Source organism: Agrobacterium sp. ST15.16.024 (assembly GCF_027956545.1).
In the GTDB taxonomy this organism is placed as follows: domain Bacteria; phylum Pseudomonadota; class Alphaproteobacteria; order Rhizobiales; family Rhizobiaceae; genus Agrobacterium; species Agrobacterium cucumeris.
In genome coordinates, this window is record NZ_JAQKGO010000008.1 from 22,089 (window position 1) to 38,348 (window position 16,260).

Below are 16,260 nucleotides of genomic sequence, written 5' to 3' on the forward strand. Positions count from 1 at the left end.
GACGAGGATTTCATGACGACCGAACAACCGATCCGCTGGGGCATCATCGGCCCGGGCACCATCGCCAGAACCTTTGCTGACGGTATCGCCCATTCCCGCACCGGCAGGTTAGAGGCCATCGCCACCCGCAATCCGGACAAGCCCGGCCTTGCAGAAGCTTTTGCCGACGCGCGCATTGTCAAGGGTTACGATGCCCTGCTTGCCGATCCCGCTATCGATGCGGTCTATATAGCCACACCCCATACCGGCCATGCCGAATGGGCGATCAAGGCGATCCGGGCCGGCAAGAACGTGCTGGTGGAAAAACCCATCGCGCTCTCGGCCTATGATGCCGACGCCATTTTCCACGAGGCGAAAAAGGCAGGCGTCTTCGCCGGCGAGGCCTATATGTATCGCCTGCATCCGCAGACGGCGAAATTGCTGGAACTGGTGAAGGCCCGTGTGGTCGGCGATATCCGCATCATCCGCTCCAGCTTCGGTTTCAACATGGGTTCGTTCCGGGCCGATCACCGGCTGTTTGCCAATGAAACGGCGGGCGGCGGCATTCTCGATGTCGGCGGTTATCCGGTTTCCATGGTGCGGATGATTGCCGGTGCCGTGGACGGAAAACCCTTTGCCGAACCGGAAAAGGTCTCGGGTGCGGCGTATCTCGGCCAGTCGGGCGTTGATGAATGGGCCTCGGCCGTGTTGAAATTCGCAAACGGCATCGTCGCCGAAGTCTCGTGCTCGATCATGGCGGCGCAGGACAATGTGCTGCGCATCATCGGCTCGGAAGGGCGCATCGAGGTCAAGGATTTCTGGTTCGCCGCCGGCCACAAGGGCGGCACCGGCCGGATCGATATCATCAGGGGCGACAAGGTCGAAACCATCGAATTGCCCGAGGATCGCTGGCTTTATTCCTTCGAAGTCGATGCGGCCGGCGAGGCAATTCGCCAGGGCAGACACGAATTCGCGGCACCCGGCATGGCCTGGGCCGACAGCCTCGGCAATCTGCGTGTCATGGACCAGTGGCGGGCTTCCGTCGGGCTGGAATACAGCATCGAAAAGGCGACATCGCGCATCGGAAATATCGCCGGTGGCAAGGTCGTCGCCGGAAATTCGGTTCCCAGGCGGCAGATACCGGGCCTTGCCAAGCCGGCGTCCGTGGTTGCACTCGGTTTCGAGTTCTTCCCCAATTTCGCCTCCGCATCCCTGACGCTCGATGCCTTTTACGAGGCCGGCGGCAATCTTTTCGATACGGCCTATGTCTACGGCGCAGGCAGGACCGAAGCGATTTTCGGCGACTGGCACACCAGCCGCAATGTGTCGCGTGAGGAGATCGTGCTGATCGGCAAGGGTGCGCATTCGCCGCTCTGCTATCCCGACGTCATCGCCAGACAGCTGGACCAGTCGCTGGAGCGGCTGAAGACGGATTATGTCGATGCCTATTTCATGCATCGCGATAATCCCGACGTGCCGGTTGGCGAGTTCGTTGATGCCATGGATGCCGAAGTCCGGCGTGGGCGCATTCGCGGCATTTTCGGCGGCTCGAACTGGACGCGCGAGCGCATGGATGAGGCCGCGGCTTACGCGCAGAAGAACGGCAAGCAGGCGCCCGGCGCGCTTTCCAACAATTTCTCGCTTGCCGAAATGCTCGATCCCATCTGGGCAGGCTGCGTTGCGGCATCAGACGACGAGTGGAAGGCATGGCTGCAATCGCGCCAGATCCCCAATTTCGCCTGGTCCAGCCAGGGGCGCGGTTTCTTCACCGACCGGGCAGGGCGCGACAAGCATGACGATGAGGAAATCGTCCGCGTCTGGTATTCCGACCGCAACTTCGTACGCCGCGACCGGGCAATCGAGCTTGCGCAAAAACTCGGCCGCCACCCGATCCATATCGCGCTCGCTTATGTCATCGCCCAGCCTTTCCCGGTCATCCCGCTGATCGGGCCGCGCACGATTGCGGAGCTGGAGGATAGTCTTTCGGCGTTGGATATTGCGCTGACGGATGAGCAGGTGAAGTGGCTGGAGGCGTGAAAGGCCTCTTTGCGATAGGTAAAACGGTGCCGCGTATTTCTTCTCCCCGCCGGGGAGAAGATGCCCCGAAGGGGCAGATGAGGGGGCTAGCTCTCCGTATATCTCTACCGTAGCCCCCTCATCCGGCGCTGCGCGCCACCTTCTCCCCGGCGGGGAGAAGAAACAAGGGGCATCCGCTCGCTCCCACTGACGATTCTCAGGGTGGAGACATCATCTTCCGCCTTCTTTCCTCTCCCGGTGACTGCTAAAGCGTAGGTTCACAAACCTGCCGCCAAACAATCACCGAGGTTCCCATGAGCGATATCGACCGAAGCCGTGCGCAGCAGCTGATGCGGGAGGCGGAGATTGATGCGCTGGTGCTGTTTCAGCCCGAAGCCTTCCGTTATGCGCTCGGTGCTCCTGCAGGCGTGGCGACGATGTGGGGCAAGGCGGGCTCAGCGATTGCGCTGGTGCCGGCCGATGCCGGGGCAGGGCTCGCTGCCGTCGTCAGCGATCATGCCGCCCCGCTCGTCAGGAAGGTCGCGCCGGATGTCGATCTGCGCTGCCATCGCATCTGGATCGATATGGTCGATCTTTCGGGTGTGGAAACCGTCGCGCAGGTGGACGACGCCTATCGCCGCAACAATTCCGGTGGGCCGCGGCCGGAGACATTTGATCGCACCGCCTGTTTCGGCCTGCTCTCCGATCTTTTGCGGGATCGCGGGTTGACTGCAGCGCGCCTTGGTGCCGATCTTGAATTCATGCCAGTCGCCGATTTTTCAGCGCTTCAGCAGGCGCTGCCCGAGGTGAACTGGATTGATGGTTCGACGGTGCTGAAACGTCTGAGGGCGGTGAAATCAGAACGCGAGATCAAACTTCTCAGGCAGGCGGCAGCCGCCGCCGAGGCAGGGTTGGTCGAGATGGCGGCCGCCGTCCGACCGGGAGCAGCCCTTGGTCAGCTCTCCGCCGCCTGGAAATCCGGCGCGCAGGCATATGCCGCGACATCCGGTTTTTCGCTGAGCGGGCATTGGGACTATATTTCCGTCGGTCCGGCCCTGTCGGATATGACGGCGGCGGTCACACCGGGCGCGCTGATCAAGGCGGATGTCGGCACGCTGGTCGACGGTTATTCGTCCGATGGCGCAAGAACTTTTTCGTGGGGACCGGTCTCGGCTCTTGCTGCCGATATTTTCAAGGCGCTGGAGGCAGCCTTTGCCTGCGGGCTGGAAGCGATCCGCCCCGGCAACAGCTTTGGCGCGGTGCACGCGGCCATGCTGGCCTCGATGCGCAGGCAAGGTTTCGGCGAATATTATCGCGGTCATTTCGGCCATTCCGTCGGCGGCGGCGTGGGTATCGAGGAATGGCCGTTCTTTTCCCATGACAATCCGGAAATCATCCTTCCCGGCATGGTGGTCGCACTCGAATCGCCTTTTTATGGCGAAGGGCTGGGCGCGCTGATGATCGAGGATCAGTTCCTCGTCACATCGTCAGGTGCGGAGTGCATGAACAGCCTGTCACGCACTCTCAGGGATCTGTCACGGCAGTGACGGCCTGCGCCGTTCCTGCCTTTAGAGAAAGTCGTCGCGACGCGGGGTGAAGCAGTCGATCAGCTCACCCTCTTCCAGACACAGGCAGCCATGTTCGATATGGCCGGGAACGACGAGGCTGTCGCCTTTCTGCAGGTCATAGGCCTCACCATCGCGGTAAAAGCGGAAGCTGCCGCTGGCGACATAGGTGGACTGCACATGTGGATGGCTGTGCAGCTTGCCTTCTGCGCCGGTCTTGAACCGGAAGGACACGACCATCAGCTCCGGCGCTTCGGAAAGCACGGTGCGTTCCACGCCGTCATCGGGTGAAACGGTGGGGAATTTGGGAAGCTGCTGCATGTCGTTCTCCTCTGTCTTGCAATATTGATTTTCAGCGCGGCGCACGCAGCATGGCGCGATAACGCGTCTGGCTGCTTTTCAGGTGGTTGCGCATGGCGCTGCGCGCCGCATCCTCGTTGCCATCCTGTATGGCGATCAGGATCGCTTCATGCTCGCCGACGAGACGGCTGAGATCGGCGGGTGAAAGCACGGTTTCTGCGCCATTATCAGCCACGGCGCGGCGCGGAATGACGGTTGGGCCAAGCACCTGCAGAAACTCGCTGAAGCGGGGATTGTTGGTCGCTTCGGCCACGGCGAGATGAAAGGCAAAATCGGCCTCGGCCGTCGGAATGCCCCTGGCGGCGCTGGCGCGGAAAGCGTCGAAGGCCTCGATGATCTTTTCTTCCTGCGCCGGTGAGCGGCGAATGGCGGCAAGGCCGGCGGCATCGCCTTCCACGGCGGTGCGTAATTCCAGCATCTCGATCAGCGACGAGACGCGGGCGAGATCTATATTGTGGAAAGGCCGCCGCTCGGTGGGCGCGGGCTCCAGCACGAAGACGCCAGCGCCCTGACGCGGCTCCACCAGGCCGTCGGAGCGCAGCGAGGCAATCGCCTCGCGCACCACGGTGCGGCTCACACCGAATTCCTGCGTCAGCTGCGCTTCCGATGGCAAGCGGTCGCCCGTCTTGTAACGGCCCTTGGCGATCTGGCTGCGGAGTTCCTCCGAAACCTTCACCACAAGCGTTCTGCCCTGTGGAGCTGCCGGTTCGGAGGTTGTCGCTTTTGTCATCTGTGTCGCCGTTCTAAAAAGGGTGCGGGGTTGCGTCCGGATGTCCTCGATACGTTATTCGCGGCCCGGCTTGCAATCCCGCTGATCACTCAGCTTTGCTTGAAGATCGGGTTGTCGACAAACGTGCCACCCTGGAACCGCACCAACGCATCCTTCGGGTCCGGCTTCGGTGTGGTCTCGGCTATATGCTGTCGGAAGGCCTCGGCATTGTCCTTCGGTTTCCAGCCCAGGAAACCGAGATGCGAATTGTCCCACCAGCCGGCTTCGTTGGCCGACGCCCCCCAGACGACCGGGCAGCCGAGCACTGGTGCCCGAAACACCGCCTCGATCAGCGACACGAAATCATCATATGAAAACCAGGTGGACAACATGCGGTAATTATTGGGCACCGGCGTGCAGGAGCCGATGCGCACCAGTGCCGTCTCCTGTCCGAATTTATCGAAATACATGCGGGCGAGGTTCTCGCCGAAACATTTGGAGACGCCGTAAAGCCCGTCCGGACGCACCGGAACGTCGGGGCCGAGCCGCTCGGTCTGGGGATAATAACCGATCGTATGGTTGGAGCTGGCAAAGACGATCCGCGGCTGGCCATGGGCACGGGCGGCCTCGTAGAGATTATAAAGCCCGATGATATTGCCCTGAAGGATCTGCTCGAAGGGCTTCTCCACCGATATGCCACCCAGATGAACGATGCCGTCGCAACCGGCAACCATCGCATTCACGGCATCCGCATCGGCAAGGTCGCATTGCACGCATTCCTCGTTCGGACCGGCCGCATCGAGCGGGGAGAGATCGGCAAGACGCAATATCTCGGCCATCGGTGCGAGACGTTCACGCATGACGCGGCCAAGCTGGCCCGCCGCACCGGTAACAAGAAGCCGTTTCATTGCCATTCTCCCTCAGCTTTGCCGTCTCCGACGCAGTCGAGATATGGCGGCGCCTCTTGACCTTGTCATACAGATCGTACAAAAAGCGGATAACATATATTATGTGCCATACGCAACAATCATGAAGGATGAGTTTGATGTTGACCGTCGAAACAAGGCAGGCCGTGAACCCGGAATATGCAAAAACGCTGGATACCGAAGGGCTCCGCCGGCATTTCCTCGCCAACGACATGTTCCGTTCCGGTGAAATCAGGCTGATATACACCCATTACGACCGGTTCGTCATGGGTGGCGCGGTGCCTGATGGTGCGCCGCTGACGCTGGACAAGGTGGAAGAAACCAGGACGCCGTCCTTCCTCGATCGTCGCGAAATGGGCATCGTCAATATCGGCGAGAGCGGCACCGTCAGCGCGGGCGGTGAGACCTACACCCTCAATCGCGGCGATGTGCTATACCTCGGCGCGGGCAGCGGTGCTGTTACTTTTGACGGGGCAGGCCGGTTCTACATCACTTCCTGCCCGGCGCATCGCAGCCTGCCGGCCAAGCTCGTCACGCTTGCCAACAGCAAGGAAGTCAAGCTCGGCGCGACGGAAACGTCCAACAAGCGCACCATCAACCAGTTCATCCATCCGCTGGTCATGGAAAGCTGCCAGCTGGTGCTGGGCTATACCATGCTGGAGGACGGCTCGGTCTGGAACACGATTCCCTCGCATATTCATGATCGCCGCATGGAGGCCTATCTCTATTTCGGCATGGATGAGAAGTCGTGCGTGCTGCATCTGATGGGTGAGCCGCAGGAGACCCGCCATCTATTCATATCCAACGAAGAAGGTGCCATTTCGCCGCCCTGGTCCATCCATTCCGGCGCCGGCATCGGCTCTTATACCTTCATCTGGGCAATGGCTGGCGACAATGTCGATTACACCGACATGGACTTCATCCAGCCGGGGGATCTGAAATGAGAAACCCCTTTTCGCTTGAAGGGCGCAAGGCGCTTGTGACGGGCGCAAATACCGGCCTTGGTCAGGCGATTGCGGTTGGTCTTGCCGCCGCTGGTGCGGAGGTGGTCTGCGCCGCCCGCCGTGCGCCGGATGAAACGCTTGATATCATCGCAAAGGAAGGCGGCAAGGCGAGCGCACTGCTCATCGATTTCGCCGATCCGCTGGCGGCGAAGGACAGTTTTGCTGACGCCGGTTTCGATATCCTCGTCAACAATGCCGGCATCATCCGCCGCGCCGATTCCGTCGAGTTTTCCGAACTCGACTGGGATGAGGTGATGGACGTCAATCTCAAGGCGCTGTTTTTCACCACGCAGGCTTTCGCGAAAGAGCTGCTGGCGAAAGGCCGCTCCGGCAAGGTGGTCAATATCGCCTCGCTTCTGTCGTTTCAGGGCGGCATTCGCGTGCCGTCCTACACGGCGGCGAAACATGGCGTTGCGGGTCTCACCAAGCTTCTGGCCAATGAGTGGGCCGCCAGGGGCATCAATGTGAATGCCATTGCGCCCGGTTATATCGAAACCAACAATACCGAGGCGCTGCGTGCGGATGCCGCCCGCAACAAGGCCATTCTCGAGCGTATTCCGGCAGGTCGCTGGGGGCACTCGCAGGATATTGCCGGCGCGGCGGTATTTCTGGCGTCGCCGGCGGCGGATTACGTGCATGGCGCCATTCTCAATGTCGATGGCGGCTGGCTGGCGCGTTAATCTGTGACAGATTTTCGAAATTCATCATACAAGATGTATGATGAGTTGTTGACAAAGATGCGGCAAGCGGCTTAGGTGGCTTTCAGTCAGTGAACTTGCAGAGGAATTTCGATGATGAACCCTGAACAAATCAAGACGGCGCTCGGCTCCGGTCTGTTGTCCTTCCCGGTCACCCATTTCGATGCCGAGGGTCGTTTTGCGGCCGATAGCTACAGGGCGCATGTCGAATGGCTCGCCGGTTATAAAGCGCCGGTGCTGTTTGCCGCCGGCGGTACTGGCGAGTTCTTCTCGCTGAAGCCGGATGAAATCCCCACCATCGTTTCCGCCGCCAAGGAAGTGGCCGGCGAAACCGCCATCGTGTCCGGCTGCGGTTACGGCACCGAGATTGCCGTCGACATTGCCCGCTCGGTCGAAAAGGTCGGTGCCGATGGCATTCTGCTTCTGCCGCATTATCTCATTGATGCGCCGCAGGAAGGCCTTTACGCGCATATCAAGAAGGTGTGTCAGTCGGTCGGCATCGGCGTCATGGTTTATAACCGCGACAATTCCGTGCTGCAGGCCGATACGCTGGCGCGTCTTTGTGACGAGTGCCCGAACCTTGTCGGTTTCAAGGATGGCACCGGCGATATCGGCCTCGTGCGCCAGATCACCGCCAAGATGGGTGACCGCCTGATGTATCTCGGCGGCATGCCGACGGCGGAACTGTTTGCTGAAGCCTATCTCGGCGCCGGTTTCACCACTTATTCCTCGGCCGTCTTCAACTTCGTACCCGGCCTTGCCAATGAGTTCTATGCGGCGCTGCGTGCCGGCGAGCGCGCCACCTGCGAACGCATCCTGACGGATTTCTTCTATCCGTTCATGGCGATCCGCAACCGCGCCAAGGGTTATGCCGTCTCCGCCGTCAAGGCCGGTGTGCGCCTGCAGGGCTTCAACGCCGGGCCGGTGCGTGCGCCGCTGAAAGACCTGACCAATGAGGAAATCGGCATGCTCGAAGCCCTGATTGGCACGCACAAGCGTAAAGCCTGATCACGGCATGACGGGAGGGGAGCCATGAAAATCACTGCGGTGCGCACGCATCTGCTCGAACACCGGCTGGACACGCCGTTTGAAAGCGCTTCCATGCGCTTTGATCGTCGCGCCCATATTCTGGTGGAGATCGAATGCGATGACGGAACGGTCGGCTGGGGCGAATGCCTCGGCCCGGCCAGACCGAACGCCGCCGTGGTTCAGGCTTACGCCGGCTGGCTTATCGGCCAGGACCCGCGCCAGACCGAAAAGCTGTGGGCCGTGCTTTATAATGCCCTGCGCGATCAGGGCCAGCGCGGCCTCAGTCTTACTGCCTTGTCTGGTATCGATATCGCGCTCTGGGATATCAAGGGCAAGCATTACGGTGCTTCAATCTCCATGCTGCTTGGCGGGCGCTGGCGCGAAAGCGTACGCGCCTATGCCACCGGCAGCTTCAAGCGCGATGGTGTCGACCGCGTTTCCGACAATGCCTCGGAGATGGCGGAACGGCGGGCGGAAGGCTTTCACGCCTGCAAGATCAAGATCGGCTTCGGCATCGAAGAAGACCTCAGGGTCATCGCCGCCGTGCGCGATGCCATAGGGCCGGATATGCGGCTGATGATCGACGCCAATCACGGTTATACCATCACCGAAGCCATCATCCTCGGCAGCCGCGCTGCCGATTATGGCATCGACTGGTTCGAAGAGCCTGTTGTTCCCGAACAGCTGGATGCCTATGCCCGCGTGCGGGCCGGCCAGCCGATCCCGGTTGCGGGCGGTGAGACCTGGCATGGGCGTTACGGCATGTGGCAGGCGCTTTCCGCCGGAGCCGTGGATATTCTCCAGCCCGATCTCTGCGGCTGCGGTGGTTTTTCCGAAACGCAGAAGATCGCCACGCTTGCCACGTTACATGGGGTGCGCATCGTGCCGCATGTCTGGGGCACCGGCGTGCAGATCGCCGCCGCGCTGCAATTCATGGCGGCGATGACGCCAGATCCCGTTCGCGTCAATCCGATAGAGCCGATCATGGAATTCGACCGCACCTATAATCCGTTCCGGCAGGCGGTTCTGAGCAAGCCGATCGAAGCGGTCAATGGCGTTGTCGCCATTCCCGATGGTCCGGGTCTTGGCATCGAGATCAACCGGGATGCCCTCACCGAATTCAGGATGCCGGACGCATGAGTGAGCTTATACGCCAGCTGACGGGTGAAGCGCCGAACCCTGCTTTTCCGAGGGGTGCCGTCGATACGCAGATGCATCTTTATCTGCCCGGCTACCCCGCCTTGCCGGGCGGGCCGGGCCTGCCGCCGGGCTCGCTTCCCGGTCCCGCCGACTACCGGAAGCTGATGCAATGGCTCGGTATCGACCGGGTCATCATCACCCAGGGCAATGCGCATCAGCGCGACAATGCCAATACGCTTGCCTGTGTTGCTGAAATCGGCGAAGCGGCCCGCGCGGTTGTCATCATCGATGCGAAAACCACCGAAAAGGACATGGAAAGCCTCACCGCTGCCGGTACCGTCGGTGCACGTATCATGGACCTGCCGGGCGGTGCGGTGAACCTGTCCGAGCTGGAAGCGGTCGATGAGCGGGCGCATGCGGCCGACTGGATGGTGGCGGTGCAGTTTGATGGCAATACGTTGCTTGATCACCTGCCGCGTCTTGAGAAAATCCGCTCGCGCTGGGTGTTCGATCACCACGGCAAGTTCTTCAAGGGCATCAAAACCGATGGCCCGGAGATGACAGCGCTCCTGAAGCTCATCGACCGTGGCAATGTCTGGTTCAAGTTTGCTGGCGTCTATGAAAGTTCGCGTGACAGCTGGCCCTATGAAGACGTCGCCGCCTTTTCGCGGGTGATTGCGGCCCATGCGCCGGAACGCATCGTCTGGGGCACCAATTGGCCGCATAATTCGGTCCGCGAGACTGCGGCTTATCCGGATGATGCCCGTCTTGCGGAACTGGTTCTTGGCTGGCTGCCGGATGACACTGCGCGTCAACGTGCCCTGGTGGATAATCCTGAGGCGCTGTTCAAGCTGCCATCATCAGCTGCGGCATAATTTCCGTCGAGACGATGGGACGAGGCAAACCCATCATCCTTGACTGAAGGGTCTTGGCAAGTCGGGCTGGCAGGCGTCGTAATCTTGTTGAGGAAACTCATGAAAGCCACTGATTATTTTGATCAATTCTCAAACGGATACCGGCACTACAAGGGTGGTAGCTGGTGTTATGAGGATGGATGCATCTATCGGGGGCTGCAGCTTCTGTTTCAGGCGAGCGGAGACCGGCGCTGGAGTGAACATCTTCATCGTCTGGCTGATGCGCAGATATCGGCCGATGGAGTGCTTACCGGTTACGCGCCGGAAGAATATAATATCGATCATGTTCTCGCCGGGCGCGTCCTCTTTCCGCTGGCGGCGGAAACGGGTGAGGCGCGTTATCTGGCCGCCGCGGAACATCTGGCGGGCCAGCTCCACAGCCATCCGCGCATCAAGGCGGGCAATTATTGGCATAAGAAGCGTTATCCGTATCAGGTCTGGCTGGATGGGCTTTATATGGGGCTGCCTTTCCAGATCGAATATGCGCAGGCGACCGGTCGCGCTGAACTGATCGACGATGCACTTCGGCAATTCGCAACCGCGCTTGCACTGACGGCGGATGCCAGCGGGCTTTATGTCCATGGCTATGATGAAAGCCGCGACCAGCGCTGGGCCGATCCCGCAAGCGGCAAATCGCCGGCCATCTGGGCGCGTGCGGTGGGCTGGCTTGGCATGGCGCTGGTGGATGCGCTGGTCATCCTGCCGGATGATGACAGCACGGCGCAGCTTCGGGAAAAGACGCGTCTGCTTCTGGCCGGACTTGTTGCGCGGCAGACGCGAAACGGTTTGTGGATGCAGGTGCTCGATAATCCGGCCCTTGCCGGCAATTACGAGGAAACCTCCGCCTCGGCCATGTTCGCTTACGCCTTGCTGCGGGCGAGCCGGCTGCGGCTCTTATCAGGTAAAGAGGCGGATGTTGCCCGCGCGGCTGGCCGTCGGGCGCTTGATGCATTGCTGGAAACGCGGCTCAAGGCTGATGAAGAGGGTGTCGTCCGCCTAACCGGCATCGTCCATGTTGCCGGGCTTGGCGGCTTCGAGGGCAATTATCGCGATGGCTCCCCGGATTATTACCTGACCGAGCCGGTTGTCTCCGATGACGCCAAAGGCGTCGGGCCGCTGATGATGGCCTATGCCGAAAGTCTTCAACTAAAGTGATAAATGGGGAAGGGCGGAAACGGTTTCCGCCCCTTTGGTTTTCCGGGTTCAGAATTTGCGGCTGATCGACAGCTTGAAATTGCGGCCCGGCTGGGCGGCGATGCCATCGCTGAGATAGGGGAAGTAATATTTGTCGAACAGGTTTTCGACTGCCGCATGCACTTCCAGCCCGGCCATCATGCCTTCCTTCGGTGTCCAGTCGAGAGCGATGCCGTGCACGGCGTAGCCGAGGCTTTCGGGCCGCGCGTAGAAATATCCGGTACCCTGATTGACGGGCGTGCGCTCCTGATGGGCCACGAACTGGCCGTTCCAGCTCAGCGCCAGATCCCAGTCCGGCAGCTTGTAACCCAGTTGAAGGTTGGCGGTCAGCGGCGACAGGTCGTTCATATAGGTATCGGGACCATAGACATCGTTGATCGCGCCGTTGCGGGAACCGTTCATCCAGGAAACCCCGAGATTTCCGAAGATGTAGTCGGAATCATAGCTCGCCGAGACATCGAGGCCGTAAATCTTGTAGGACGGTGTGTTCCAGTAGAAGGGCACATTCTTGACGCGGGCAAGGTTGGCGCTGCCGAACCGCCGGGTGATGGGATTGGTGACGTTATTGTAAAAGCCGCCGATCGAAGCCGTCAGGCTGTCGCCGTTCTGGAACACGTCATCGAAACGCTGGGAAACACCCAGATTGAAGTTGTTGTTGCGCTCGACCTTCAGGTTACGCGAGGTTCCCGACGCCGTGGTTGCCAGGCTCTGGCTTGAATAGAGTTCGTCAATGACCGGCGCGCGCATGGCGTAGGCCCAGTCTGCAAAGAAGGTGGTGCCGGGCACCGCTTCCCAGCGCATGCTGAGAGCCGGCGTCGCGCCGCTGTGGGACACGGCAGAATAATCGTGACCGGCGGCCGGTGTGTTGTAACGCGGCGCGGCATTGGGCACGCCTTGCGAGCGGATATGGTCGAACCGGATGCCCGGCGTCACCTTGAACGTATCGGTCAGGCTGATCTCGTCGCGGAAGAAGGCGGCGATGGTTTCCTGCTTGCCTTCCGGTTTGATCCATGAGGCATAACGGCCGTAATTATATTGGGCGCTGGTGCGGTTGGCGATGTCGTACATCCACGAGTCCCGCTCATGACGCATATACTGCACGCCGTAATTGGCGACATGGGACACGCCGCCGAGCTCGAAATTGGATGTGTTTTCCGCCTCAAGCTTGAAGTCGGTATATTTCGTGTCGTCCTGCATGCCGCCGAGCGAGCCTGTCGGAACGAAACCCGGAATGGCCGGACGGGTCATGTCGAGGCTGGTGGCGGAAAAGCTCGCCATCGCCTTGAAATTCACAAGGTCGCTGTCACCGTCATAGGAATATTTCAGCGTTGAGGAAAAATCCTCCATGTCGCGCCAGGCCAGTGCCCTCAGCCGCGCCAGATCATAACCATAGGTCTTGATGGAATAGGCCGTCAGACCGAGATCACCGCGATTGGCGGCAAGCGGGCCGTAATCGCCAGATTTGCCGTAGATGACCGAAGCGCGCAGCTCATGGCCGTCATAGGCGGCACCGGCATTGGCGGAGAAAGAGGTGATCTTGTCGTTGGACGCGTCATAGACCTGACCGCCGCCGACGCGCATATTGTCGCTCTTGCGCCAGATGATCGAGGCAAGCCCGTCATAGGTCACGGGGCCGCCGAAATCGGATTTGCCGTAGATCGCCGCCGATCCGAGCTTCTGCTTGTTGGCCGACTGGAAGCTGGTCTTGCCCCATGCGCCGAAGCTCTGGCCCGGTTTCAGCATGTCGGAAGCCGTCTTGCTTTCCATGATGACGGTGCCGCCGAAGCCGCCATTGCCATAACGGACGGATGTCGCGCCTTTCTGGATTTCCACGCGCTTGAGCAGTTCCGGATCGATGAAGACGGTACCCTGGTCGTAACGCTCGAAATTCTTCGGTGCGCCATCCAGCAGCAGCCGCACGTCGGACTGCCGGGCAAAGCCGCGAATGGAGGTGGATTGCCCTTGCGAGCGCACGCCGCCGCTGGCGCTGACGCCCGGGGTTTTCTGAAGAAGTTGCGGCAGGGAGTTGGATTGCGCGGCCTCGATGGCGGCCTGATCGATCTCGACCACGCTCGGGGCATCGCCGTTGAAGACGCGTCCGCCCTTGAGCGTAATCGGCTGGAGCACGGTGCTTTCACCACCTTCGGGGGCGGTGGCGGAACGGTTGGCCATTTCCATGCGGACGGTTTTTTCGCCGATGAACTGGTAACGAATGCCGGTTCCCGAAAGCAGCCGCTCCAGCGCCTCGGCCGGCGTCATGGTTCCCGATACGGAAGCGCTTTTCAGACCCTTGGCAACGGAGGCGTCATAGACCATCTGCAGGCCGGACTGGCTGGCGAGACGATTAAGCGCGGTCGCCATGTTGCCGGCGGGCAGATTGATCGCCACCTTCTGGGTTTGCTGCGCTAAGACCTGTGCGGGAATAGCCGCCATGGCCGCACTGGCAAGCAAAAGGGAAAATAACGATGCGCGGGCGCGTGTCCCGTGGCGGAAAGCGGGTTCTGGTCTGGTCATTTCGGGCACCTCTCCGGGGCGGCAGATATTGTTCTGCTCCACGAACGAATGGGCCCGTTTTTTAAGGACACCCCCGGCGAAAAAATTTCACTCAATAAAGAACCGTCAGATAAGGGCCGGCTTTGATGAGGCGGATTTCCAGCGCGGCGGCCAGATCCGCAAGAGCGGCATTCGGGTTGGCAAGGTCGAAATTGCCCGACAGCCGCTTTTGCCGCAGGCCCTCCCGCGTCATGACGATGCGACCGGGAAGATAACGCTCGAAGGTTTCCGCCACTTCGGCAAGCGGCCTGTCTTCGAAGATGAAGCGGCCGTTGCGCCAGGCGGCGACGGAGGAGGGATCGACCGTTTCAATGCTGCCAAGCTCGCCGTTGGGCGAATAATCGACGCGCTGGTTTTCATGAATCCGGCCATTCTGGCCCTGCTTGCCGGTTTCCACCTGCACGCTGTGTTCCAGCACCGTCACGCTCGTCGCTTCGTTGCGCATATCGACATCGAAGGCTGTCCCGAGCGCTGTTGTCGTGCCGCCTGCCGCCTCGACTGAAAATGGCCGTGCCGCATCGGGGGCGACTTCAACGAAAATTTCCCCGCGCAGCAGCACAACGCGCCGCTCCTCTTTCGAGAAACGCAGGGCAATCGCGGAATGGGCATTCAGGGTGATGGTCGAGCCATCCGGCGCGGTAATGACCTGTCGCTCCGCCGTGCCGGACATATGGTCGGAACGCAGACGCATGGGCATGTCGGTAAGGTAAAAGGCGGAAAGCAGCGAGACGCCGGCAATGGCCGCCGCCGCCGCTTTGGCTTTGCCGCCGCCGCGCCTGCGCGTTGCATTTGCCAGAAACGCCTGATCACCCGCCAGAAGGGTGCCGGCGTCGCCCATAAGACATCGGACACGCTCATAAGCCTTTGCATGTCGTTCATCCCCGGCGATCCAGGCATCGAAATGCGCAGCCAGTATGAGGTCGTCCGGGCTTTCCCGCCGTTGCAGAAACCAGTCGACGGCCTCTTCGCGCAACGTCGAGGCGCTTTTTGCCGATCCCGTCACAGCGTTTCCTCCAGGCACTCCAGGCAATGGAGATAGGCCTTGCGCAGATGACGATCGACCATGTTTTTGCTGATGCCGCTTCGCGCGGCGATATCGACCGAATTCAGGTTGCCGATGCTGCTGGCAAGGAAGACCTGTCGGCGCTGTAGCGACATGGACATGACGGCGCGGCGCAGCACTTTCAGGCGATGTTCCCGGTCGGCGAGGCTATCGGCATCATTAACCGGCTGTGGCGCGGCAAGCGCTTCCTCCATGCTGCCGGAAAACAGCCTGCGCTCGAATTGTTCACGGCGGCGGCGGTCGATGCCGAGATTGGCGCAGGCGCGCACCAGAAAGGCACGGATGAGCGAGGTATTTTCGGGAAGCCGGGGTTTGCCGGTCAGCCGCACGTAAAGATCGTGGACGATCTCCTGCGAAATGGCAGTCGTGTGTCCGCGCCGGTTCATGGCCTTGCACAGTTCCTCATAATAGAGCTGTACGGCATCATCGATAAGTGCGCGGGACGTGGGCTTGCTCCACATGAGGCGGGTTCCCGGTCGGAAGGATTGAGCGATCCCGGGCTGCATAGGTGAAAAATCACCCCGTGGCAATAAACATGACTAATTTTATCATATATCTTTTGCGTCCGGCGAAAGATACGCCGGGAGGATGACGCCCGGCCGTCATTCTAGCCGTCGCTCTGGTGAATATCACGGTCTGGTACAGGCCGCGCCGCCTGCGTCGAAACCCGATCCGTTGCGGCGCTGTTAGCGGGGGGTAAACCCGCCACTGCCGGGCAGGCCCAAAATCAAGCCTTGTTTTTTTCGATGAAGCGGATGGCATCACCCACGGTCAGGATCGTGTTTGCGGCGGAATCGGGAATTTCCACGCCGAATTCCTCTTCGATTTCCATGACAACCTGAACGACTTCGAGGGAATCAGCACCGAGATCGTCAGCAAAATTGGCGTCATCGACGACCGTGGCGGGGTCTACGCCCAGCTGGTCCACGATGATTTTTCTGATACGGTCTGCAATGCTGGACATAATGGGACTCCGCGAAAGTTGCCTGTCTCCGATCTGCCCGATCCCAATTTGCGCCCGGCGTATCCCTCACAAAAATCGAAGCCGGTTTTCGCGGGGCGTGATGCGCAAAGTCAAAGGGGCAAAGCATCGATGACATCCGGACGTAG

Annotated in this window: 15 protein-coding genes; 8 read left to right on the forward strand and 7 right to left on the reverse strand. The window is 60.5% G+C overall.

From position 1 onward, the window contains the following. The first annotated feature begins 12 nt into the window (after window positions 1–12). Window positions 13–2,016, forward strand: a complete 2,004-nt coding sequence (locus tag PL640_RS20160) for an aldo/keto reductase (RefSeq protein WP_271363236.1) — start codon at window positions 13–15, stop codon at window positions 2,014–2,016. Window positions 2,017–2,309: 293 nt separating this feature from the next. Further along, the gene (locus tag PL640_RS20165; protein ID WP_271363237.1) at window positions 2,310–3,542 is read left to right on the forward strand and encodes a M24 family metallopeptidase; all 1,233 of its coding nucleotides are present in this window, start codon (window positions 2,310–2,312) and stop codon (window positions 3,540–3,542) included. A 21-nt stretch (window positions 3,543–3,563) separates the two neighbouring features. Here PL640_RS20165 and PL640_RS20170 read toward each other — a convergent pair whose 3' ends face one another. The 3 genes from PL640_RS20170 to PL640_RS20180 all read right to left on the reverse strand — a co-directional run bounded on the left by PL640_RS20170 (window position 3,564) and on the right by PL640_RS20180 (window position 5,537). Further along, window positions 3,564–3,881, reverse strand: coding sequence for a cupin domain-containing protein (locus PL640_RS20170; RefSeq protein ID WP_110760129.1), 318 nt, complete (start codon window positions 3,879–3,881; stop codon window positions 3,564–3,566). Between the two features lie 31 nt (window positions 3,882–3,912). Further along, complete coding sequence (locus PL640_RS20175) at window positions 3,913–4,650, reverse strand: FadR/GntR family transcriptional regulator (RefSeq protein WP_142843225.1); 738 nt, start codon at window positions 4,648–4,650, stop codon at window positions 3,913–3,915. 89 nt (window positions 4,651–4,739) lie between these two features. After that, window positions 4,740–5,537: an NAD-dependent epimerase/dehydratase family protein gene (locus tag PL640_RS20180; protein WP_065116535.1), complete on the reverse strand. Its 798-nt coding sequence runs from the start codon at window positions 5,535–5,537 to the stop codon at window positions 4,740–4,742. A gap of 137 nt (window positions 5,538–5,674) precedes the next feature. Between PL640_RS20180 and kduI the strand changes: the two genes are divergently transcribed. The 6 genes from kduI to PL640_RS20210 all read left to right on the forward strand — a co-directional run bounded on the left by kduI (window position 5,675) and on the right by PL640_RS20210 (window position 11,495). Then, window positions 5,675–6,499 carry a 5-dehydro-4-deoxy-D-glucuronate isomerase gene (gene kduI, locus PL640_RS20185; protein WP_271363239.1) on the forward strand — a complete coding sequence of 275 codons (825 nt, stop codon included), beginning with the start codon at window positions 5,675–5,677 and terminating at the stop codon, window positions 6,497–6,499. Continuing rightward, complete coding sequence (kduD, locus tag PL640_RS20190) at window positions 6,496–7,239, forward strand: 2-dehydro-3-deoxy-D-gluconate 5-dehydrogenase KduD (RefSeq protein ID WP_142843223.1); 744 nt, start codon at window positions 6,496–6,498, stop codon at window positions 7,237–7,239. The genes kduI and kduD overlap by 4 nt, the downstream gene beginning before the upstream one ends. A 114-nt stretch (window positions 7,240–7,353) precedes the next feature. Then, window positions 7,354–8,265: a 5-dehydro-4-deoxyglucarate dehydratase gene (kdgD, locus tag PL640_RS20195; RefSeq protein WP_046800501.1), complete on the forward strand. Its 912-nt coding sequence runs from the start codon at window positions 7,354–7,356 to the stop codon at window positions 8,263–8,265. A 24-nt stretch (window positions 8,266–8,289) separates the two neighbouring features. Beyond that, window positions 8,290–9,426, forward strand: coding sequence for a D-galactarolactone cycloisomerase (locus PL640_RS20200; RefSeq protein WP_271363240.1), 1,137 nt, complete (start codon window positions 8,290–8,292; stop codon window positions 9,424–9,426). After that, the gene (locus PL640_RS20205; RefSeq protein WP_271363241.1) at window positions 9,423–10,301 is read left to right on the forward strand and encodes an amidohydrolase family protein; all 879 of its coding nucleotides are present in this window, start codon (window positions 9,423–9,425) and stop codon (window positions 10,299–10,301) included. The genes PL640_RS20200 and PL640_RS20205 overlap by 4 nt, the downstream gene beginning before the upstream one ends. Window positions 10,302–10,400: 99 nt before the next feature. Then, on the forward strand, window positions 10,401–11,495 hold the full coding sequence (locus PL640_RS20210) for a glycoside hydrolase family 88/105 protein (protein WP_271363242.1): 1,095 nt from the start codon (window positions 10,401–10,403) through the stop codon (window positions 11,493–11,495). Between the two features lie 48 nt (window positions 11,496–11,543). On the opposite strand, the gene PL640_RS20215 is transcribed toward PL640_RS20210, so the two are convergent. The 4 genes from PL640_RS20215 to PL640_RS20230 all read right to left on the reverse strand — a co-directional run bounded on the left by PL640_RS20215 (window position 11,544) and on the right by PL640_RS20230 (window position 16,114). Beyond that, the gene (locus PL640_RS20215; RefSeq protein WP_271363243.1) at window positions 11,544–14,048 is read right to left on the reverse strand and encodes a TonB-dependent receptor; all 2,505 of its coding nucleotides are present in this window, start codon (window positions 14,046–14,048) and stop codon (window positions 11,544–11,546) included. Window positions 14,049–14,139: 91 nt separating this feature from the next. Continuing rightward, the gene (locus PL640_RS20220) at window positions 14,140–15,090 is read right to left on the reverse strand and encodes a FecR family protein (protein WP_271363245.1); all 951 of its coding nucleotides are present in this window, start codon (window positions 15,088–15,090) and stop codon (window positions 14,140–14,142) included. Further along, entirely contained in the window at window positions 15,087–15,611 is a 525-nt protein-coding gene (locus PL640_RS20225; RefSeq protein WP_046800404.1) for an RNA polymerase sigma factor, read from the reverse strand. The genes PL640_RS20220 and PL640_RS20225 overlap by 4 nt, the downstream gene beginning before the upstream one ends. 266 nt (window positions 15,612–15,877) lie before the next feature. Continuing rightward, entirely contained in the window at window positions 15,878–16,114 is a 237-nt protein-coding gene (locus PL640_RS20230; protein WP_046800405.1) for an acyl carrier protein, read from the reverse strand. Window positions 16,115–16,260 lie beyond the last annotated feature (146 nt).